24 protein-coding genes are annotated in these 19,655 nt (G+C 40.2%); 22 read left to right on the plus strand and 2 right to left on the minus strand.

What is annotated here, in order from left to right:
• Nucleotides 1–86: 86 nt before the first annotated feature.
• From NRL14_RS11630 to NRL14_RS11645, 4 genes are all read left to right on the plus strand, one after another.
• A complete protein-coding gene (locus NRL14_RS11630) occupies nt 87–965 on the plus strand; it encodes an ABC transporter ATP-binding protein (protein ID WP_306724721.1) in 879 nt (292 codons plus the stop codon).
• 11 nt (nt 966–976) lie between these two features.
• Nucleotides 977–4,552 (plus strand): M1 family aminopeptidase, encoded by a 3,576-nt coding sequence (locus NRL14_RS11635; RefSeq protein WP_306724722.1) that lies wholly within the window; start codon nt 977–979, stop codon nt 4,550–4,552.
• Nucleotides 4,553–4,813: 261 nt separating this feature from the next.
• On the plus strand, nt 4,814–5,125 hold the full coding sequence (locus NRL14_RS11640; protein ID WP_008138786.1) for a Bor family protein: 312 nt from the start codon (nt 4,814–4,816) through the stop codon (nt 5,123–5,125).
• Nucleotides 5,122–5,445, plus strand: a complete 324-nt coding sequence (locus NRL14_RS11645; protein WP_149605804.1) for a Bor/Iss family lipoprotein — start codon at nt 5,122–5,124, stop codon at nt 5,443–5,445. Before NRL14_RS11640 ends, NRL14_RS11645 begins: the two co-directional genes overlap by 4 nt.
• Before the next feature lie 61 nt (nt 5,446–5,506).
• On the opposite strand, the gene NRL14_RS11650 is transcribed toward NRL14_RS11645, so the two are convergent.
• Both NRL14_RS11650 and NRL14_RS11655 read right to left on the minus strand, forming a co-directional pair.
• On the minus strand, nt 5,507–6,193 hold the full coding sequence (locus NRL14_RS11650; RefSeq protein ID WP_306724723.1) for a TorF family putative porin: 687 nt from the start codon (nt 6,191–6,193) through the stop codon (nt 5,507–5,509).
• Between the two features lie 277 nt (nt 6,194–6,470).
• Nucleotides 6,471–7,634: a hypothetical protein gene (locus tag NRL14_RS11655; RefSeq protein ID WP_033016331.1), complete on the minus strand. Its 1,164-nt coding sequence runs from the start codon at nt 7,632–7,634 to the stop codon at nt 6,471–6,473.
• A gap of 432 nt (nt 7,635–8,066) precedes the next feature.
• On the opposite strand from NRL14_RS11655, the gene NRL14_RS11660 reads away from it, so the two are divergent.
• The 18 genes from NRL14_RS11660 (at nt 8,067) to rplQ (ending at nt 18,786) form a co-directional block, all read left to right on the plus strand.
• On the plus strand, nt 8,067–10,037 hold the full coding sequence (locus NRL14_RS11660) for an AsmA family protein (protein WP_306724724.1): 1,971 nt from the start codon (nt 8,067–8,069) through the stop codon (nt 10,035–10,037).
• A gap of 272 nt (nt 10,038–10,309) precedes the next feature.
• Nucleotides 10,310–10,678, plus strand: a complete 369-nt coding sequence (gene rplN / locus NRL14_RS11665) for a 50S ribosomal protein L14 (RefSeq protein WP_002959498.1) — start codon at nt 10,310–10,312, stop codon at nt 10,676–10,678.
• Nucleotides 10,679–10,688: 10 nt separating this feature from the next.
• On the plus strand, nt 10,689–11,003 hold the full coding sequence (gene rplX, locus NRL14_RS11670) for a 50S ribosomal protein L24 (protein ID WP_002959496.1): 315 nt from the start codon (nt 10,689–10,691) through the stop codon (nt 11,001–11,003).
• A 16-nt stretch (nt 11,004–11,019) separates the two neighbouring features.
• Nucleotides 11,020–11,559 carry a 50S ribosomal protein L5 gene (rplE, locus tag NRL14_RS11675; RefSeq protein WP_024610257.1) on the plus strand — a complete coding sequence of 180 codons (540 nt, stop codon included), beginning with the start codon at nt 11,020–11,022 and terminating at the stop codon, nt 11,557–11,559.
• Nucleotides 11,560–11,569: 10 nt separating this feature from the next.
• The gene (gene rpsN, locus NRL14_RS11680; RefSeq protein ID WP_033016334.1) at nt 11,570–11,875 is read left to right on the plus strand and encodes a 30S ribosomal protein S14; all 306 of its coding nucleotides are present in this window, start codon (nt 11,570–11,572) and stop codon (nt 11,873–11,875) included.
• A 21-nt stretch (nt 11,876–11,896) separates the two neighbouring features.
• Nucleotides 11,897–12,289, plus strand: coding sequence for a 30S ribosomal protein S8 (rpsH, locus tag NRL14_RS11685; protein WP_007376462.1), 393 nt, complete (start codon nt 11,897–11,899; stop codon nt 12,287–12,289).
• A 13-nt stretch (nt 12,290–12,302) separates the two neighbouring features.
• Nucleotides 12,303–12,836 (plus strand): 50S ribosomal protein L6, encoded by a 534-nt coding sequence (rplF, locus tag NRL14_RS11690; RefSeq protein ID WP_007376463.1) that lies wholly within the window; start codon nt 12,303–12,305, stop codon nt 12,834–12,836.
• Between the two features lie 9 nt (nt 12,837–12,845).
• Nucleotides 12,846–13,196 (plus strand): 50S ribosomal protein L18, encoded by a 351-nt coding sequence (gene rplR / locus NRL14_RS11695; RefSeq protein ID WP_002959486.1) that lies wholly within the window; start codon nt 12,846–12,848, stop codon nt 13,194–13,196.
• 9 nt (nt 13,197–13,205) lie between these two features.
• Entirely contained in the window at nt 13,206–13,712 is a 507-nt protein-coding gene (gene rpsE / locus NRL14_RS11700; RefSeq protein ID WP_002959485.1) for a 30S ribosomal protein S5, read from the plus strand.
• 2 nt (nt 13,713–13,714) lie between these two features.
• Complete coding sequence (gene rpmD, locus NRL14_RS11705) at nt 13,715–13,897, plus strand: 50S ribosomal protein L30 (protein WP_002959482.1); 183 nt, start codon at nt 13,715–13,717, stop codon at nt 13,895–13,897.
• A gap of 4 nt (nt 13,898–13,901) precedes the next feature.
• Nucleotides 13,902–14,336, plus strand: coding sequence for a 50S ribosomal protein L15 (gene rplO / locus NRL14_RS11710; RefSeq protein ID WP_002959480.1), 435 nt, complete (start codon nt 13,902–13,904; stop codon nt 14,334–14,336).
• A 10-nt stretch (nt 14,337–14,346) separates the two neighbouring features.
• Nucleotides 14,347–15,675, plus strand: coding sequence for a preprotein translocase subunit SecY (gene secY / locus NRL14_RS11715; RefSeq protein ID WP_007376464.1), 1,329 nt, complete (start codon nt 14,347–14,349; stop codon nt 15,673–15,675).
• 22 nt (nt 15,676–15,697) lie between these two features.
• Nucleotides 15,698–15,811 (plus strand): 50S ribosomal protein L36, encoded by a 114-nt coding sequence (gene rpmJ, locus NRL14_RS11720; protein ID WP_002959476.1) that lies wholly within the window; start codon nt 15,698–15,700, stop codon nt 15,809–15,811.
• 125 nt (nt 15,812–15,936) lie between these two features.
• Nucleotides 15,937–16,293 carry a 30S ribosomal protein S13 gene (rpsM, locus tag NRL14_RS11725; RefSeq protein WP_002959473.1) on the plus strand — a complete coding sequence of 119 codons (357 nt, stop codon included), beginning with the start codon at nt 15,937–15,939 and terminating at the stop codon, nt 16,291–16,293.
• A gap of 12 nt (nt 16,294–16,305) precedes the next feature.
• Nucleotides 16,306–16,692 (plus strand): 30S ribosomal protein S11, encoded by a 387-nt coding sequence (rpsK, locus tag NRL14_RS11730; RefSeq protein WP_002959471.1) that lies wholly within the window; start codon nt 16,306–16,308, stop codon nt 16,690–16,692.
• Between the two features lie 21 nt (nt 16,693–16,713).
• Nucleotides 16,714–17,334: a 30S ribosomal protein S4 gene (rpsD, locus tag NRL14_RS11735; RefSeq protein WP_002959461.1), complete on the plus strand. Its 621-nt coding sequence runs from the start codon at nt 16,714–16,716 to the stop codon at nt 17,332–17,334.
• A 24-nt stretch (nt 17,335–17,358) separates the two neighbouring features.
• Nucleotides 17,359–18,345 (plus strand): DNA-directed RNA polymerase subunit alpha, encoded by a 987-nt coding sequence (locus NRL14_RS11740; protein WP_002959452.1) that lies wholly within the window; start codon nt 17,359–17,361, stop codon nt 18,343–18,345.
• 39 nt (nt 18,346–18,384) lie between these two features.
• The gene (gene rplQ / locus NRL14_RS11745) at nt 18,385–18,786 is read left to right on the plus strand and encodes a 50S ribosomal protein L17 (protein WP_002959450.1); all 402 of its coding nucleotides are present in this window, start codon (nt 18,385–18,387) and stop codon (nt 18,784–18,786) included.
• Nucleotides 18,787–19,655 lie beyond the last annotated feature (869 nt).

The following is a 19,655-nucleotide window of genomic DNA, read 5'->3' on the forward strand; positions in this document are numbered from 1 at the left end:
ATTTAACCAGCAAGTAACTTATGTTCCTATTTTTCTTGTGGTATAAAACATTATAAAAATAATTACTTATATTCAAGGAAGTAAAAATGCTATCAATAACAGGGTTATCAAAAACCTACGATAACGGCGTACATGCACTACAAGGTGTTGATTTAAATATCCCTAAAGGGATGTTTGGTTTACTGGGTCCTAATGGTGCGGGTAAATCTTCATTAATGCGAACGATCGCTACACTGCAATCAGCCGATAGTGGCAGCGTTGTATTTGATGGTATTGATGTGTTAAGACACCCTAAAAGCTTGCGTGAGCGTTTAGGTTATTTACCGCAAGACTTTGGTGTTTATCAGCGTGTTAGTGCTTATGATTTACTTGATCATATGGCTATTTTAAAAGGTTTAAGTAATAAGGCTGAACGTAAAGAGGCCGTTGAAGGGTTGTTAGCGCAAACCAATTTATATGATCATCGAAAAAATGCGGTAAGTGGTTTCTCGGGCGGTATGCGCCAACGTTTTGGTATTGCACAAGCTTTATTAGGTGACCCTGATTTACTCATTGTAGATGAGCCAACGGCAGGTCTAGATCCTGAAGAGCGAAATCGTTTTCATAATTTGTTAGTGGGTTTAGGTGAAAGTAAAGTGGTGATTTTATCAACGCATATAGTTGAAGATGTGTCTGAGCTTTGCCCAAATATGGCCGTATTAGCTAATGGTCAAATTTTACTTGAAGGTAACCCAATTGAGCTTACGAATACGTTACAGGGAAAAATTTGGCACAAAGCAATGAGTCAAGCCGAAGCTGCAGAGCTGGAGCAATCATTACCGGTAATAGCGAAGCGTTTGTTTGCAGGACAAACATTACTCAGTGTGTTTGCTGACGATGCGCCAGAAGGGTTTGAGTCTAAGCCTGCTGATTTAGAAGATGTCTATTTTTCAACATTGCACCAACACCGCAATAAAGCAGCATAAGGATACTGATTATGTTGTTTAAAATGATGCAATTTGAGCTGCGCTATTTTATGCGTCAGCCCTCTTTCTATATCACGTCACTTATCTTGTTTTTTCTTACTTTTATGGCATCGGTTTCTGACTCGGTGCAAATAGGGGGAAGCAGCAATGTAAATATAAATTCTCCTTACGCAATTTTGCAAGTTATTGCGATTATGTCGGTGTTTGCTATTTTTTTAGTGGTCAACTTTGTTGGAAGCTCAGCCATTCGTGATGACGTGAGTAAACTCAACGAATTAGTTTTGAGCAAGCCACTGAACATAGTTCAGTATAAAGCTGGGAGATTCATCGGGGCTTATTTAGTCACGCTATTAGTGTTTTCAAGCACTATGTTGGGTGTGTGGGTTGGCAGTGGTTTTGGTAGCTTAATGGGTTGGTTAGACAGTGAAATGATAGGTGAAAACCAACTAAGTTATTATTTAGTGCCTTTCTTTTATATTGCAGCTCCTTCTTTGTTTGTTGTCTCATCGCTCATTAATGCTGTGGCAATGCGCTTTCGTAGCATGGTAACGCTCTATCTAGTTGCTGTTGCCCTACTTATTAGCTATTTGGTCGGATCTAATATTTTCTCTGATATCCAATATCGTGAAATCTCAGCTTACCTAGATATGTTTGGTATGTCGGCAATGAGAATGCAGATGGAATACTGGACAATAGCAGAGCGTAATGTAATGGAAATTACGTTAACTGATCAGTTATTACATAATAGGTTAATTTGGGTCGGTGTTGCCTTACTAGCATTGGCAATTGCAGCACTCAATACATCTCATCATTTGGCTCAAAAGCAAAAAGTGAAAGGCAAGGCGAGTAAAAATAATAATACTAATTTTGCAGCTGCACTTAAGTTTAATATAACGGCAAAAGCGACGGGAAATAATGCGTGGTCGCAATTTTTAACGCGTACTGTTTTTGAAGTCAAACAAATTATAAAAAGCTATTCGTTTGGTATTTTACTTATTTTATCTTTAGCGACATTAATTCCAGCGTTGGTAGGCTCAATGGGTCCATACGGAACTGATGTTTGGCCAGTCACATTTAGAATGGTTGAGCTTATTCAAGGTAGCTTTGGCATATTGATGATGATAGTACTTGTTTACTATTGTGGTGAACTTGTATGGCATGATCGTGAATCCAGAATGGCCGACATTATCGATGCGTACCCTGTTGCGAATTGGGTGTTCTGGGGCTCTAAATATGTAGCGCTGAGTGCTGTTTTATTATTGTTATGCGCATTTGGCTCCGTGGTGACATTGTTTTATCAAATGATGATGGGCATGGCGAACTTTGATATTGCACAATATGTAATTAGACTCGGTTATTTATTTGTACTCGGGCTTATCTTTCAAGGTGGTTTTGCCTTTTTACTACAAGTAATTAGCCCAAATAAATACGTAGGTATGGGATTATATGTGCTGTATTTTATCGCTACTTTGGTGATGAGTAACTATGGTTTTGAGCATAATATGTTTGTAATAGGTCGGACACCAGAGGCGCCTTATTCAGATATTAATGGTTATGGCCACTTTTTAACTGCGGTGCATTGGTATAATTTATACTGGCTAGGTTTTAGTATGATCATTGCTGCACTTAGCTATGCGCTTTGGCCTCGTGGAGCTGGGCAAAATTTAAAAGCACGCGTTCAGTTGTTAGGCTATCAGCTAGGCAATTCAGGTAAAGCGGTTATTGTATGTGGTGCCCTTATTTTTGGTGGTGTAGGAAGTTTTATTTACTACAACACAACGGTTCTCAATCAATTTATAACCAGTGAACAGTATGAAGACTTACAAGAGCAGTATGAGCGTGAGTTCGGTCAGTTTGTAGATGCGGCTTTACCTATTCCAACGGATGTTGTTGTTACTGCTGATATCTACCCTCAAGAACGTCGTATTACAGCTACCGTGATAATGCAGATAGAGAATAAATCGCAACAACCGATTACGCGAATATTAGTAAATAAGCCTGATAATACTCATAAATGGAGTGTTGAGGTGGATGGCGCGCAACTTGGGGAGTTAAACGAGCAGTATCGTCATGCTTGGTTAGATTTTACTAAACCCATGCAACCAAACGAAAGCCGCGAAATTACAATGAGTGTAGAGCGTTATACCGAAGGGTTTGAAGATAGAGGAAGCGATGAGCGACTTGTGTATAACGGTACTTTTATTGATAACACGGCACTGTTCCCGAGTTTTGGTTATTCCTTTGGTAAGCAAATACAAGATAAAAGTGAGCGTCGTCAAAGGGGTTTGCCAGAGTTAAAACGCGGCAATAAAATTGAAGAAACGCAGTATCATAATCAACCTTTGTTTGCAGATAACTATGTAAGTTTTGCTGCCACAATTTCCACTGATAAGTCGCAAATTGCGATGGTTCCAGGTTACTTGCAATCACAAAGTACTAAAAATGGCCGAACCACGTTTGTATACGAAATGGATGCACCTATGTTGCACTTTTACACTTTACTCTCAATGGAACTTGAGGTGAAAAAAGAGCAGCATCATGGCGTAAACATTGAAGTGTACCATCATAAAGATCATGCTTGGAATGTAGATGCAATGATTCAGTCGACTAAAGATTCTTTAGATTACTTCTCTAAAGAGTTTGGTCCTTATCAGCATAAGCAAATGCGTATTATTGAGTTTCCTCGCTATCGTAGTTTTGCGCAGAGTTTTGCTAATACAGTACCGTATTCTGAAAATATGGGGTTTATTACAGATACACGTGACCCAGATAATATTAATTTTCCTTACTATGTAACATCGCATGAATTGGCGCACCAGTGGTGGGCGCACCAAGTGATTGGCGCGAATGTCGAAGGCTCTAATATTTTATCTGAAATGCTATCGCAATATGCAGCTATCATGGTGATGAAGGAAAAGTATGGTGAAAACAACCTTCGTAAATTCTTAAAGTATGAACTTGATCGTTACTTATTAGGACGCACGACAGAGCTTTATGAGGAACGTACACTTGCACGCGCCGCAGGGCAGCAGTATATCCACTATAACAAAGGTGCCGTGGTAATGATGGCCATACATGATTTGTTAGGTGAGCAGCGCGTAAATGCCGCTTTGCGAGCGTTTTTGCGAGATTACCAATATGCGCAAGAGTTTTACCCAACCACGTTAGACTTTATTGCCTATCTAAAGCGAGGAGCGAGTGAGCAAGAACAAGCATTCATTGAAGATCAATTTAATGCCATTACGTTATATGATTTAAAAATCAGTGATGTTGATGTGCAAGAGGCTGAATCTGCTGATGGGGAACATATCATTACATTGACTATTGCTGCAGCGAAAAAACATGCCGATGGCGAAGGTAGTGAAGAAGATGTACCGCTAGCGCAAATGATAGATGTTGCTTTATTCAGCGCAGATCCGAATGAGATACATAGTGAAAGTGCTGTGATCTATATGCAAAAGCACGAGATAAAAACGGGTGTAAATACCATTATACTAAAGGTAACTGAATTACCTAAATTTGCAGGTGTGGATCCTTTTATTAAGTTAATTGACAAGAAAAGTGGCGATAATATTAAAGCACTGTAGCTTTTAAGTGCAGTATAAAAAATGCCAGTTGTTTTACTGACTGGCATTTTTATAGCTATTGAAAGAGGTTATTGATAGCTAACAGTAAAGTTATTTTTACTATATCTAAACTCATTTAGTAAGTAGCCCTCATCCTAAACTTTGTAGAAAATTGTATAAATTTTTGTATAAACCACTACATTTTCCCCACACCTTCTTACTAACTTAACTTTAGTTTTTTTGTACACTGCTGTCATTAAGAGTAAACAACAAGGGATAAGAATGAAGCAGCTAATGATAAGCGTTTTAATACTAAGTTTAACCGCTTGCTCTGCGGTGACAATTCAGCCACAGCAAGCAGCCAAAATAACAAGCAAAGCGAGTTATGAAGATAGTCGACCGTTCTTTTTATGGGGATTGGTTGGAGAAGAGCGCGTTGATGTGAAAAAAGTATGTGTAGATAAATCAGTAACTCAAATGCAGTCACAACAAACGTTTAGTGATGGAGCACTTAGTTTAATTACACTTGGTATATATGCACCTCACACTATTAAAGTATGGTGCGAAGATGAAATAGTAGGAGAGGCATTATGAGTATTAAGTTACTTATAACAAGTTGTATGCTGATTATATTAACGGGATGTACGAACATTTACTTTGATAATGGTGTACAAGACAACGTGAGCAATAAAACTCAAGATAGTTCACAATGGCATCATAATTTTGCTCTTGCATTATATGAAGGATCTAAGCCGTTAGATTTAAGTACTCATTGCCCACAAGGTGAATGGCAAAGTGTCCATACGTATAAATCGTTTACTAATGGTTTGGCAGAGGTGGCTGTTAATCAAATTGCTCCGGCTTGGTACCCTAAAACAGTTGAAGTAAGTTGTACTAAGGTGCCATTCAAGTAATATTATAAACGAGAAAAGGGCCAAAAGGCCCTTCGTGTTGCAGCAAGTAACACATTCTTTTTTATAAGTTAAAGTCTACAGAGTAAGCTACGTAGGCTTTAATATCTGAATCATCTATATCTGTATCAGACAAACCAAAAGTAAAACCGTCTTTTGAAATAGATATACCGTAATCTAAGATATTGTCGTCACCAATAAAATCACCAGAGTAATGACCTAAATGTAGTGCCATTTCAGTACCGTTACTACCGACAGCAAAGCCATAATCAGCAGTTAGGTAAAGTGAGTCGCCAAAGTCTGTACCGTCACCACTTGCAGCTGATGTTGCAAGTACAGAAGCGCCAAACGTGAAGCCTTCAACACTAATACTACCGTAAATTTCAGAGAAATCTGCGTCAGCTCCAGAAGCTGCGTCTGGGTAAGCGTAATAAATATAACCAACATCGTAACTAACACTTTCGTTAATGTCGCCACCAAAGCCTGCGTATAAGTCAAGCTCGTAGGTCATTTCGTCAGCCCAAGATGCATTTGAAGCCCAAGTGCCGGCATAAAAACCAGACTCATTAGCGTAGTCAATACCACCGGATATTGCCGCATCACCACCCGTTTGCTCTTGGCCGCGCCATAAGTAATTTGATGTTGCTGCCGCATTTGCTGTTACTTCAGCTTGAACCGATGTTGAGACTACCGATGTTGCAGCCATTAATGCGATGGTGCTAATCGCAATTGTTTTTTTTAGTTTGAGCATGTCCATTTCCCGTTATATGATTTTTGCATGCCAAGGTTTTATTATGTATTGCTTTAACCTTTTAACTGGATGCATTTTTATTGTTTAACTGGGGAGATAGTGCACTGTGTGTGCCAGCTTGGTTTTATTTATTTTAAAATGTATTTTTATATTTTAAAAATAATGACTTACAAAGGAGTAGTGTTTTTTATTGAGGTGATTTTAATAAGTGTTCGCACGCTGCTGGTGCATAAATTAACCTAGCCGCACCATTAAAGTACAGCTAGGTTAGATTTATTTAGCCGAAAATAGTACGCATTAGACTAATTGTTTCGTTAACGCCTCGACCTTTTTGTACTTCATTAATGATCGAGTCTCGTTTGCTGCGAATATGCTCAGGAATATCGTCAGCAGCAAGAGCACGGTCTACTAAAATTTCTGCAGACTCTTTGCCTCTACGTTGAGTTTTACCTGTCGTTGTTGTACTACGCTTAGGCTTGCTAAGTAACTTGATGTAGTTTGAACTGTCAGGTGTTTTAGTGTCTGCATAATAAAAGAAACATGGGATCAGTGCTTTAATAGAAACTAACTGTTCCTCTAGTTCGTTACTTGCATTAGCCATTTTATACCACGACATAGCTTGAATACCTTTAACGATATCTTGCCAGTAACGCTCAAAATCACTATTTTTAAGTTTTGGAACTCCAAGAGCGCCACATAATGCATCTAATCGATTATTTGTAATCGGAGTAAATAAATCAGGGCGGCGCATTGCTAGCAAGCGAGTTGCAGGGGCTAGCGTTGGTTTTTCATTGTTGTCGGTAAACACTTTTGAGTAAGCAGCAACAAATTGCTGGTATTCATATTGAGTGATATCACCTTCAAGTGGGATGTTTGCTAGAGCTGCATCAAAATCACCTGGTAAATCGCTAAGCATTTGATGAAAGCTTTTTGCACTCTTAGTTGAGGCAAACCATTCAACATCAAAGTTGTATGTGCTTGGATCAAGTGACGCCATATGCTTACCGCTAAACGCAAGTAAATCTTCAGGAATCATATCTTTAAGAGATTGTTCACGAATGCTTTTAATGTAGTCTACTAAGCGAAGCTGTTCATCAAGAGCAATAACGTCTTTGTGTTGTTCTACAAATACACTTACAACAGGCCACGGAGCAATACGTAAAGTTTTAACCTGTAAAAAGCTGATAGCTGAAATAAGCTGATCGTGTAGCTTCTTAAGTATAGGTAATTGTTGCGGCTCTAGTAAATCGTAGTTCATACGATCTCTACTTGCATTTAATAGTTCGTAACACCAAGGTAAAAAATCATCAGGGTGGTTTTCTACTTTCACGGCCATAAGGTTAAGGCTTAACTCTGAAGATTGCTTCAGAATGTTCTGATAGATTTGATTTTCTTGTTCGCCTAGCGTCATTTTTGACGGTGAAATTAGCAGTTTTTTCATGCCTTGTAGAATCTCCGGATTAGATATATATTTTTTTGCTGGTCTATTTTAGCGCAATTACATCAATAACAACAGCGCTGTCCTCAATGCTTAATAGTGACAGGGGATAAATATCTATACTTTTCAATGTATCAAGATTAAATTATAGGTAAATATTAGTTATTTTGATTTGAGGTTTTTGTGAGATATTGTCATTAAATTTACAATGTTTAATTTCAAGAACACTAAATTGAATTATTTAGTTAATACTTTTTTATAGCATTAACCATTCATTAGTACTCTACTATATGTTTTTTATGCTGAAATTTTCAGCACGGATTCATATCCTGCCAGATAAGTTAAACTAAATAGCATTTTTACAACTTCAGCAATGATTTTAAAGCTAACACTCGCTATGATAAGAACATTATTTGCACGTTTGAAAGGACGATCATGAAAACCTTACTTAAAATTGTAGGTGTAATACTTTTATTATGTATAGCACTAATTGTTGCCGCACCGTTTTTAATTCCTACTGATACTATTTTTAATAAAGTATCGCAGCAGGTAGAACAAACAACTGGGCGCACTCTTACTATTAAAGGTGATAAAACACTTAGCGTATTCCCTGCATTAAAGTTAGAACTTAACGACGTGCATTTTGCAAATATGGGATCAGGTTCGCGCGCCGACATGGCGAGTATGAAACAGCTTGCTGTACATATACCTTGGTTTTCATTATTTGGTGGTGAGTTTAAATTAGATAAGTTTGTTATAAACGAACCAAATATCCTATTAGAAACCGATAAAAATGGTAAAGCTAATTGGCAGTTGTTTGATGCAGTTGCAGAGCAACCTAAAGAGCAAAGCCAATCAGGTGAAGCAATAAAGCTTCCAGATAACTTTGATATTGAGTTAGGTGAGGTTGCTATTTATGGCGGCACATTTACCTATCTAGATGGGCAAACAGGTGCTAAGCAACAGATTAGTGATTTAGAACTCGCTATTTTACTTCCATCACTTCGTAAAACATTAGAAGTAAAAGGGGGTATTACTTATATGCAGGAGCGTTTTGAGCTTGATATAAAATTAGATTCGCCTGCCAAAGCAATTGAAGGTGCTACTTTTAACGTTAAACAAACCTTAGATTCTCGTTTAGTTGATCTAACGTTCGAAGGGAGTATCGCTAAGCAAGGTCAAGATATTAAAGGTCAGTTAGCACTAAGCGGTGAGTCTGTTAAAAGTATTGCGAAATGGCAAGGTGTAGAATTAGACGCTAAAGACAATGCTTTTAATGCATTTAGTGTAAACGGTAAAATGCACCTAGCAGGTGAGAAATTTAATTTAGAAGATTTAGTTGCGACGTTAGACGCATTGGAAATAAAAGGTAAGAGCGAGCTTAACCTAGGTAAGCGTTTAGCAGTAAATGCTGATATTGATTTAGGTATGCTTGACTTAAACCCGTATCTACCTGAAGCAGTGGCAAAACAAGAAGAGCCAGTAGAGCAAGAAGATAAACCTGCAGAGCCAATAGTATGGGATGACACTAAAATTGATTTAAGTGCATTAAATTCACTAGATGCAAATGTAGTGATTCGTTCAAGTGGATTAAAAGCAAATGATATTAAATTAGGCGCAAATCAATTTACTGTTGCTTTAAAGAATAGCGTTGCAAAACTAAGCCTAGATAGCTTTTCTGCTTATGAAGGGTCAGGTAAAGGCGTTATCAATGTAAACGCACAGCAAGTACCTTATAGAATATCAACTAACTTTGACTTAGCTGGTATAGATGCACAGCCTTTATTAGCGGATGCGGCAGGTTTTGACAAGCTAATGGGTAAGGGTTCTTTAAATTGGAACCTAAGCACAACTGGCCAAAGTCAAAAGTCGTTTATTGGTGCGCTTAACGGAAAACTTGGGTTTGAGTTTGCTGATGGCGCTGTAAAAGGCGCGAATATAGCTGAAATGGTACGTAAAGGTAAGGAGCTTATTTCAGGAAACTTTGGTGCAGCATCTGAAGGGTTAGATACTGGGTTTGAAGAATCAGAGCAAACAGATTTCTCTGCACTAACGGGAAGCTTCAACTTTACTAATGGTGTTGGCAAAAATACCGACCTATCACTTATCAGCCCACTTATTAGAATATCAGGTGAAGGCGATGTTGATTTACCCCAAACAACGGTTAACTACCGTTTAGTTACAGGCATAGTTGGATCGATTGAAGGACAGGGAACGACTGATGACAGTACAGGCTTTAAAATACCACTGCGCATAAAAGGCCCTTTCCACGATGTAGGTATAAAGCTTGACGTTGGCAGTGCGCTCAAAGATGAAGCTAAACAAAAGGTCGATGAGGCAAAAGAAAAGGCAAAAGAAAAAGCAAAAGATAAGATTAAAGATAAATTAAAAGGTTTATTTGGTTAATTTATTGCGCTCTAAACAAGCAAGGCACATTACAGGTGCCTTGTTTGTTTTGTAACCACCTGTAAAATAGCTACATAGCCGGAATTACTCAGCTTTAATTTCCCATCACTCCAAATTAATTAAAAAATAACCTATCGCTACCCCCTCAATGCTGGTACAATTGCCCGCCCTTAAGAGACAACTCGTTTGTTTTTGAGTGGGATTTAATCGAAATGTCTTGATTTTAAACAAATTTAAGACACGTTGTAATTACTACACCGGAGGTCATTAACATGATCCAAATGCAAACTCAGCTGGAAGTTGCTGATAACAGCGGCGCTCGCAAAGTGCAGTGTATAAAAGTCCTTGGTGGTTCACACCGTCGCTACGCAGCGATTGGCGACATCATTAAAGTTTCTGTTAAAGAAGCTATTCCTCGCGGTAAAGTGAAGAAAGGTGATGTTAAAAACGCGGTAGTTGTGCGTACCAGAAAAGGTGTTCGCCGTCCAGATGGTTCTCTGATCCGTTTTGACAGCAACGCTGCTGTTATCTTAAATGATAACTTACAGCCAATTGGTACACGTATTTTCGGCCCTGTGACTCGCGAACTTCGTAATGATAAGTTCATGAAAATCGTTTCACTAGCCCCAGAAGTACTGTAAGGAGCCAATCATGGCAGCAAAAATACGTCGTGATGACGAAGTAATCGTACTAGCAGGTAAAGACAAAGGTAAGCGCGGAAAAGTGCTTTCAGTTGTTACTGAATCTGGTCGAATCTTTGTCGAAGGCATAAACTTGATCAAGAAACACCAAAAGCCGGTTCCACAATTGAACCAAGCTGGCGGTATTGTTGAGAAAGAAGCATCTATGGATGCATCAAACGTTGCGATCTTCAACTCGGAAACGAGTAAAGCTGATCGTGTAGGTTTCAAGATTGAAGATGGTAAGAAATTACGTATCTTTAAATCTACTGGTAAAACTATCTAATAGTTGGAGTAGAATGATGGCGAAACTGCATGAAGTATATAAAGACAAAGTAGTAGCTGAACTTCAAGAGAAGTTTGGTTTCAGCTCTGTCATGCAAGTCCCTCAGATCGAAAAGATCACATTGAATATGGGCGTGGGCGAAGCCCTAGCTGACAAGAAGATTTTAGATCACGCAGTAGCTGATCTTGCAGCAATCTCTGGTCAGAAACCTCTAATCACTAAAGCACGCAAATCTGTTGCTGGCTTCAAAGTGCGTGAAGGTTACCCAATTGGTTGTAAAGTAACCCTACGCGGCGAGCGTATGTGGGACTTTTTTGAGCGTTTGGTATCAATCGCTATCCCACGTATTCGTGACTTCCGTGGCGTAAGTGCTAAGTCTTTTGATGGACGTGGTAACTACAGCATGGGCGTACGTGAACAAATCATCTTCCCAGAAATCGATTACGATAAAGTAGACCGTGTACGCGGTATGGATATTACTATCACTACTTCTGCGAAATCTGATGAGGAAGGCCGTGCGTTGTTAGAAGCGTTTAACTTCCCATTTAAGAAATAAGGGTAGGGTTATGGCAAAGAATTCTATGAAAGCGCGCGAAGCTAAGCGCACAAAACTAGTTGCTCAATTCGCTGAAAAGCGTACAGCACTAAAAGCTATCATCACAGATGTTAACACATCTGAAGATGATCGTTGGGACGCGGTTCTTAAGCTACAAGCTTTACCTCGTGATTCTAGCCCTGTACGTCAACGTAATCGTTGTAACATTACGGGCCGCCCACATGGTTACCTTCGCAAATTCGGCATGAGCCGTATTAAAGTTCGCGAAGCAGCTATGCGCGGTGAAATTCCTGGCCTTAAAAAGGCTAGCTGGTAATAGAATCATGGGAGTAAGACTATGAGCTTGCAAGATCCTATCGCGGATTTGTTTACACGTATCCGTAATGGTCAATCAGCGAAGAAAGTATCTGTAACGATGCCAACTTCAAAGCTGAAAGTAGCATTAGCTAAAGTACTAAAAGACGAAGGTTACATCGTAGATTTCGCTGTTAACAGTGAAGCGAAACCTGAGCTTTCTATCGAGTTAAAGTACTTCGAAGGCAAAGCTGTAATTGAAAATATCCAGCGTGTAAGTCGCCCTGGTTTACGTATCTATAAGAAACGTGACCAATTACCTAAGGTAATGGGTGGTCTTGGTATCGCTATCGTATCAACTTCTAAAGGCCTAATGACAGACCGCACAGCACGTAGTGCTGGTGTTGGTGGTGAAATCATTGGTTTTGTAGCTTAATCGGAGGGGAACTATGTCTCGCATAGCAAAGGCACCAATTACTGTTCCTGCCGGTGTAGAAGTTACATTAAAAGGCCAGGAAATCACAGTTAAAGGCAAAAACGGTGAACTAACTCGTACTATCAACAACGCTGTTGAAGTACAAGTTAATGACAACGTTATTACAACTTTACCTCGTGATGGCGTAGCTAATGCATGGGCTCAAGCAGGTACTGCTCGTGCTCTAATCAACAACATGGTTGTTGGTACGCATGAAGGTTACGAGAAGAAACTTCAGTTAGTAGGCGTTGGTTACCGTGCAGCAGCTAAGGGTAAAGTTTTAGACTTAACACTTGGTTTCTCACACCCAGTTAATTTCGCAGTTCCTGAAGGAATTACGATTGAAACTCCAAGCCAAACAGAAGTTCTAGTTAAGGGCGTAGATAAGCAGTTAGTTGGTCAAACAGCTGCTAACATTCGTGCATACCGTAAACCTGAGCCTTATAAAGGTAAGGGTGTTCGTTATTCAGATGAGAATGTACGCCGTAAAGAGGCTAAGAAGAAGTAAGGTAAGACGATGGATAAAAAAACAGCTCGTCTACGTCGTGCTAAACGCACTCGTAGAAATTATATTGAACAAGGCACAACGCGTCTTGTTATCCACCGCACGCCACGTCACATATATGCTCAAGTAGTAAATGCTGAGGGTAATGTACTGGCTGCTGCTTCTACTGTTGAAAAGGCTATTAGCGAAACAGTTAAAGGCACCGGTAACGTTGAAGCTGCGCAAGCAGTTGGCAAAGCGGTTGCTGAACGTGCGGCTGACAAAGGCATCGAAAAGATTGCTTTTGATCGCAGTGGCTTTAAATATCACGGCCGTGTGAAGGCGCTAGCTGATGCTGCGCGTGAAGCCGGTTTGCAATTCTAGGAGTAGACAATGGCTAACGTAGAAGCAAAGCAACAACAGCCTGATCTAGCTGAAAAGCTAATCGCGGTAAACCGTGTGTCTAAAGTAGTTAAAGGTGGTCGTATCTTTAGCTTTACTGCACTAACTGTAGTTGGTGACGGCGCAGGTAAAGTAGGTTTTGGTTATGGTAAAGCACGTGAAGTTCCAGCTGCTATTCAAAAAGCAATGGAAAAGGCACGTCGCAACATGATTAACGTAGACCTAAATGGCAATACATTACAGCATCCTGTTAAGGGACGTCATGCTGGCTCACTAGTGTTCATGAAACCAGCATCTGAAGGTACTGGTATCATCGCAGGTGGTGCTATGCGTGCAGTACTAGAAGTTACTGGTGTGCAGAACGTACTTTCTAAATGTTACGGTTCTACTAACCCGATCAACGTGGTACGTGCAACGATTTCGGCTCTTGAGAATATGAATTCTCCACAGTCTATCGCTGCAAAACGTGGCCTTCGCGTAGACGAAATTCTGGGGTAACCATGGCAAATCAAACTGTAAAAGTAACACAAGTAAAAAGCTCTATCGGTCGTTTACCGAAACATAAAGCTACATTACGCGGTCTTGGTTTACGTCGTATCAACCACACTGTTGAGTTAGAAGACACAGCATGTGTACGTGGTATGATAAACAAGGTTTCTTACATGGTTAAGGTAGAGGGTTAATTCGATGCATTTGAATACACTTTCACCTGCTGCAGGTTCAAAAACTGCTCCAAAACGTGTTGGTCGTGGTATCGGTTCTGGTCTAGGTAAGACTGGTGGTCGTGGTCACAAAGGTCAAAAGTCACGTTCTGGCGGTAAAGTACGCGTTGGTTTTGAAGGCGGTCAAATGCCTATGCAACGTCGTCTACCAAAATTTGGTTTCACTTCTCGCAAATCTTTAGTATCTGCAGAAATAAACCTTTTTGAAATCGCTAAAGTAGAAGGCGATGTGGTAGACCTAAGCGCGTTACAAGCAGCTGGTCTAGTTAAAAAGAACGTTCTTTTCGTTAAAGTTGTTAAATCTGGCGAAGTTTCACGCGCTGTTACCGTTAAAGGCCTTAAAGCCTCTAAAGGTGCTCGCGAAGCAATTGAAGCTGCCGGAGGCAAGGTAGAAGACTAAGGAAGTACTAATGGCTAAACCAGGTCAAGATACACAAAGTGCACAAAGTGGACTTTCGGAATTGAAGCGCCGATTACTCTTCGTATTGGGCGCTATCATAATTTACCGTCTAGGTTCATTTGTGCCGATCCCTGGGATTGACGCCGCTGTACTTGCCGATTTCTTCGAGCAACAAAAGGGCACCATTGTTGAAATGTTCAACATGTTCAGTGGTGGTGCACTTGAGCGAGCTTCAGTGTTAGCACTGGGTATTATGCCGTATATTTCGGCTTCGATTATTACGCAACTATTAACGCATATGTATCCTCCGTTTATAGAGCTTAAGAAAGAAGGTGAACAAGGGCGTAAAAAAATTAGCCAGTACACACGCTATGGCACGCTTGTGCTAGCTACTATTCAATCAATCGGTATTGCTACTAGCTTACCGGGCATGATGGAGGGGTTAGTAGTTAACCCTGGTATGGGTTTCTATTTCACCGCAGTGGTGAGTTTAGTAACTGGTACTATGTTCCTTATGTGGTTGGGTGAACAGATAACAGAACGTGGTATCGGCAACGGTATTTCTGTTCTAATATTTGTTGGTATTGTAGCTAACTTGCCGTCTGCTATTGGTTCGACAGTCGAAATGGCGCGCCAAGGTGATTTGAATGTTTTTGTACTGTTGATGGTTGCGGTAATCGTATTCGCTGTTACTTATCTTGTAGTGTTTTTTGAACGTGGACAACGTCGTATTGTTGTTAACTACGCAAAGCGCCAACAAGGTCGTCAAGTATTTGCTGCTCAAAGCACGCATTTACCACTAAAAGTAAATATGGCGGGTGTTATTCCACCAATCTTCGCTAGCAGTATAATTCTGTTCCCTGGTACAATTGCAAGCTGGTTCGGCCAAGGTGAAGGTCCGGTCGCTGATGTATTACAAGCTGTTGCTACTACGCTGACTCCAGGTCAACCGTTGTACTCACTTGTTTTAGCTGCGGCTATTATCTTCTTCTGCTTTTTCTATACAGCGTTGGTGTTTAACCCGCGTGAAACTGCAGACAACCTTAAGAAATCTGGCGCATTTATCCCAGGTATTCGACCAGGTGAGCAGACATCTAAATACATTGATAAAGTGATGACACGCCTGACATTGGCAGGTGCTTTGTATATAACCTTTATCTGTCTGGTGCCTGAATTCATGACTATGGCATGGCAAACGCCATTCTATTTCGGCGGTACATCAATTTTGATTATCGTTGTTGTAATCATGGACTTTATGGCACAAGTACAGACTCACCTGATGTCTCATCAGTATGATTCTGTGCTGAAAAAAGCGAACCTTAAAGGCTACGGTCGATAAGGTCAGTTTACGGAGTTGAGCAATGAAAGTACGTGCTTCCGTTAAGAAAATATGCCGTAACTGTAAAGTTATTAAACGTGCTGGTGTAGTACGCGTAATTTGCAGTGAGCCTAAGCATAAGCAAAGGCAAGGCTAAGTAAACAGTCGTGCAGGCTGAGTTTTCTCGGCCTGTGTTTTTAGTAGTAATTTGGTCTTCGTTTGAGTATCCTTACGGGCTTTTCAAACTTATGATTACCAAATTCGAATATAGGAGATGTGTTAGTGGCCCGTATTGCTGGCATTAACGTCCCTGATCATAAACATGCAGTTATTGGTTTAACAGCTATTTATGGCATAGGTAAGACTCGCTCTAAGGCTATCTTAGAAGCGACTGGTATCGCCGAAACCACAAAAATCGGTGAACTTTCAGACGAAATTCTTGACGTACTGCGTGATGCAGTTGGCAAGTACACTGTTGAAGGTGATCTTCGTCGTGAAGTTACTTTAAATATCAAGCGCCTAATGGACCTTGGTTGTTATCGTGGCCTACGTCACCGTCGCTCTTTACCACTACGTGGTCAAAGAACTAAGACTAACGCGCGCACCCGTAAGGGTCCTCGTAAGCCTATTAAGCGATAAGGGGATAGTATTATGGCTAAGACACCAATTCGTCGTAAAAAGGTTAAAAAACAAGTTGCTGATGGTATGGCTCATGTTCATGCGTCTTTCAACAACACTATTGTAACGATTACCGACCGTCAAGGTAATGCATTATCATGGGCTACTGCCGGTGGTTCAGGTTTCCGTGGTTCACGTAAATCTACACCATTTGCTGCTCAGGTTGCTGCAGAGCGTGCAGGTACTGCTGCTCAAGAATACGGTTTAAAGAATCTAGAAGTTTTCATCAAAGGTCCAGGTCCAGGTCGTGAATCTGCTGTACGTGCTTTGAATGCTGCTGGTTACCGTATTACCAACATTACTGACGTGACGCCAATACCACATAATGGTTGTCGTCCACCGAAGAAACGTCGCGTTTAACAATAGGTTAGGAGAAATAACATGGCAAGATATTTGGGCCCTAAGCTCAAGCTGAGTCGTCGTGAAGGTACTGACCTGTTCCTTAAGAGCGGCGTAAGAGCTATCGACTCTAAGTGTAAACTTGAGACTGCACCTGGTCAGCACGGCGCTCGTAAAGGTCGCTTATCTGATTACGGTTTACAATTACGTGAAAAGCAAAAAGTACGTCGTATCTACGGTGTATTAGAAAAGCAATTCCGTAACTACTACAAAGAAGCTGCTCGCCTTAAAGGCAACACAGGTGAAAACTTGTTACAGCTTTTAGAGCAACGTTTAGACAATGTTGTATATCGCATGGGTTTTGCTAGCACACGTGCAGAAGCACGTCAGTTAGTAAGCCATAAAGCGATTTTAGTTAATGGTCGTGTTGTGAACATTCCTTCATACGTAATTACACCAGAAGATACTGTTGTAATCCGTGAGAAGTCTAAGACACAAGCACGTATCATCGCTGCTCTAGAGTTGGCTGAGCAACGTGAAAAGCCGACTTGGGTTGAAGTTGACGGTAAGAAATTGGAAGGCAGCTTTAAGCGTCTACCTGAGCGTTCAGACCTGTCTGCGGACATTAATGAACAACTAATCGTCGAACTTTACTCTAAGTAAAGTTAAGAGTTAAGAGAGGATAAAATGCAGGGTTCTGTTACAGAATTTCTAAAACCAAGGTTAGTCGACATCGACGCTATCAACCCAACGCGTTCTAAAATAGTTTTAGAACCATTAGAGCGAGGCTTTGGCCATACTCTGGGTAATGCTTTACGCCGTATATTACTTTCATCTATGCCTGGATGTGCAGTAACTGAAGTTGAAATCGACGGTGTATTACATGAGTACAGCGCGAAAGAAGGCGTTCAAGAAGACATCATTGAAATACTATTAAACCTTAAAGGTTTAGCAGTAACGTTAGAAGGCAAAGATGAAGTTTTTCTGACCCTGACTAAATCTGGTGTAGGCCCTGTTACTGCGGCTGATATTCAGCACGATGGCGATGTAACAATTGCTAATCCAGATCACGTTATTTGTAATTTAACTACAAATAACAGCGAGATCAGCATGCGTATTCGTGTTGAACGTGGTCGTGGTTATGTGCCGGCATCTAGTCGTTTATCCTCTGATGACGATGAGCGTCCAATTGGTAGATTGTTGCTTGATGCATCATTTAGCCCAGTTGAACGTATTGCGTACTCGGTTGAATCAGCTCGAGTTGAGCAACGTACAGATTTAGACAAATTAATCATTGATATGGAAACAAACGGCACTTTAGATCCAGAAGAAGCGATCCGCCGTGCGTCTACTATCTTAGCTGAGCAATTAGATGCATTCGTAGATTTACGCGATGTAACTGAGCCAGAAGAGAAAGAAGAGAAGCCAGAATTCGATCCTATTCTACTTCGTCCAGTTGATGATCTTGAACTAACAGTACGCTCAGCAAATTGTTTGAAAGCCGAGCAAATTCAATATATTGGTGATTTAGTTCAGCGCACTGAAGTTGAGCTTCTTAAAACGCCTAATCTAGGTAAGAAGTCTCTAACTGAAATTAAAGACGTGCTAGCTTCACGTGGTCTTTCTCTGGGCATGCGCCTAGAAAATTGGCCGCCTGCAAGTTTAGCTGAATAATCTAAATCACTATATTAGTTTAGTTAGAAGGATAGGGTCATGCGCCATCGTAAGAGTGGTCGTCAATTAAACCGTAACAGTAGCCATCGTAAAGCGATGTTTAGCAATATGGCAGGTTCTTTGGTGAAACATGAAATCATCAAAACTACTTTGCCTAAAGCGAAAGAGTTACGTCGTGTAATTGAACCTTTAATCACACTGGCTAAGACTGACAGTGTAGCAAATCGCCGTTTAGCGTTTGCTCGCACGCGTGATAATGAAGTTGTTGGTAAATTATTCAGTGAAATCGGTCCGCGTAATGCAGATCGTCCAGGTGGTTACACTCGTATTCTTAAGTGTGGCTTCCGTACTGGTGATAATGCACCAATGGCTTATATTGAACTAGTTGGTCGCCCAGCGACTAGCGAAGCAGTTCAAGAAGACGCACAGTCTGCAGAGTAAGTCTTAAAGAAACCTAAAAGCCGAGCAATGCTCGGCTTTTTCTTGCCTAAAATTTATTAAGTCCCCTCCAACAGAATATTTCTTCCTAAAGTTCCTATTTTATAAGCTTATATGGATTCATTTAAAACTTTTATCAGCGATATCTTTTCATCAAGAGTGGTTTATTAACTATCCTAATGACTTTTTTAAACTCAAGACGGCTAATTGAATTGGCTTCATAATAAATAAATGAGCAAACACTAAATTTAGCTGATATTTAACATCTTACACTTTCTATTGAGCCTCAACGGCCACAGACTTAAATAGTTCCATTTTTTAAACCGAACTAAATTCACGTAGAGCATAGCAAGTCAATTCAAGAATGCTCTTTGTATTTGCCTTATCTAATTGTTACTCCTTATAAAGAAGCAATTTGAACTTTGTGTAGCGGTATAGATCATTTATTATGAATAGGATTCGAATGGATCCCATTTCGAAAGGGTGATTATGGCTTTTAATACTTAACTAGCTATATAAACTAGTAAAGACACACTGTTTAGTGTTGTTTTTGACCGTTTAGCTTAAATAGTCAGCGAACAGCACATTATTTCAAGTTTTCTTCAAAAAAGGGTTGATCTGTTTTCGGATATCCCTATAATGCGACCCCACTGAGACGGGAAACGCCGAAGCATAGCGAGGCACGAACTACTCAGAGAGTTAAATAAAACTTCGGTTTTGAATCTTCTAAAAAGAAAGTTTAAAACTAAGTATTGACTCGAAAAATAAAGGGTGTATTATTCGCATCCCTTGAGGCGCTAAAGCGACTCAAAACGTTCTTTAACAATATAAAGCAATCATCTGTGTGGGCACTCGTACAGATTGAGTTCTAA

The organism is Pseudoalteromonas sp. 20-92 (assembly GCF_030847595.1).
GTDB lineage: Bacteria > Pseudomonadota > Gammaproteobacteria > Enterobacterales > Alteromonadaceae > Pseudoalteromonas > Pseudoalteromonas fuliginea.

Coding starts and splice junctions, on each gene's coding strand:
- NRL14_RS11630 (WP_306724721.1), top strand. CDS start 87: ATGCTATCAATAACAGGGTTATCAAAAACCTACGATAACGGCGTACAT.
- NRL14_RS11635 (WP_306724722.1), top strand. CDS start 977: ATGTTGTTTAAAATGATGCAATTTGAGCTGCGCTATTTTATGCGTCAG.
- NRL14_RS11640 (WP_008138786.1), top strand. CDS start 4,814: ATGAAGCAGCTAATGATAAGCGTTTTAATACTAAGTTTAACCGCTTGC.
- NRL14_RS11645 (WP_149605804.1), top strand. CDS start 5,122: ATGAGTATTAAGTTACTTATAACAAGTTGTATGCTGATTATATTAACG.
- NRL14_RS11650 (WP_306724723.1), bottom strand. CDS start 6,193: ATGCTCAAACTAAAAAAAACAATTGCGATTAGCACCATCGCATTAATG.
- NRL14_RS11655 (WP_033016331.1), bottom strand. CDS start 7,634: ATGAAAAAACTGCTAATTTCACCGTCAAAAATGACGCTAGGCGAACAA.
- NRL14_RS11660 (WP_306724724.1), top strand. CDS start 8,067: ATGAAAACCTTACTTAAAATTGTAGGTGTAATACTTTTATTATGTATA.
- rplN (WP_002959498.1), top strand. CDS start 10,310: ATGATCCAAATGCAAACTCAGCTGGAAGTTGCTGATAACAGCGGCGCT.
- rplX (WP_002959496.1), top strand. CDS start 10,689: ATGGCAGCAAAAATACGTCGTGATGACGAAGTAATCGTACTAGCAGGT.
- rplE (WP_024610257.1), top strand. CDS start 11,020: ATGGCGAAACTGCATGAAGTATATAAAGACAAAGTAGTAGCTGAACTT.
- rpsN (WP_033016334.1), top strand. CDS start 11,570: ATGGCAAAGAATTCTATGAAAGCGCGCGAAGCTAAGCGCACAAAACTA.
- rpsH (WP_007376462.1), top strand. CDS start 11,897: ATGAGCTTGCAAGATCCTATCGCGGATTTGTTTACACGTATCCGTAAT.
- rplF (WP_007376463.1), top strand. CDS start 12,303: ATGTCTCGCATAGCAAAGGCACCAATTACTGTTCCTGCCGGTGTAGAA.
- rplR (WP_002959486.1), top strand. CDS start 12,846: ATGGATAAAAAAACAGCTCGTCTACGTCGTGCTAAACGCACTCGTAGA.
- rpsE (WP_002959485.1), top strand. CDS start 13,206: ATGGCTAACGTAGAAGCAAAGCAACAACAGCCTGATCTAGCTGAAAAG.
- rpmD (WP_002959482.1), top strand. CDS start 13,715: ATGGCAAATCAAACTGTAAAAGTAACACAAGTAAAAAGCTCTATCGGT.
- rplO (WP_002959480.1), top strand. CDS start 13,902: ATGCATTTGAATACACTTTCACCTGCTGCAGGTTCAAAAACTGCTCCA.
- secY (WP_007376464.1), top strand. CDS start 14,347: ATGGCTAAACCAGGTCAAGATACACAAAGTGCACAAAGTGGACTTTCG.
- rpmJ (WP_002959476.1), top strand. CDS start 15,698: ATGAAAGTACGTGCTTCCGTTAAGAAAATATGCCGTAACTGTAAAGTT.
- rpsK (WP_002959471.1), top strand. CDS start 16,306: ATGGCTAAGACACCAATTCGTCGTAAAAAGGTTAAAAAACAAGTTGCT.
- rpsD (WP_002959461.1), top strand. CDS start 16,714: ATGGCAAGATATTTGGGCCCTAAGCTCAAGCTGAGTCGTCGTGAAGGT.
- NRL14_RS11740 (WP_002959452.1), top strand. CDS start 17,359: ATGCAGGGTTCTGTTACAGAATTTCTAAAACCAAGGTTAGTCGACATC.
- rplQ (WP_002959450.1), top strand. CDS start 18,385: ATGCGCCATCGTAAGAGTGGTCGTCAATTAAACCGTAACAGTAGCCAT.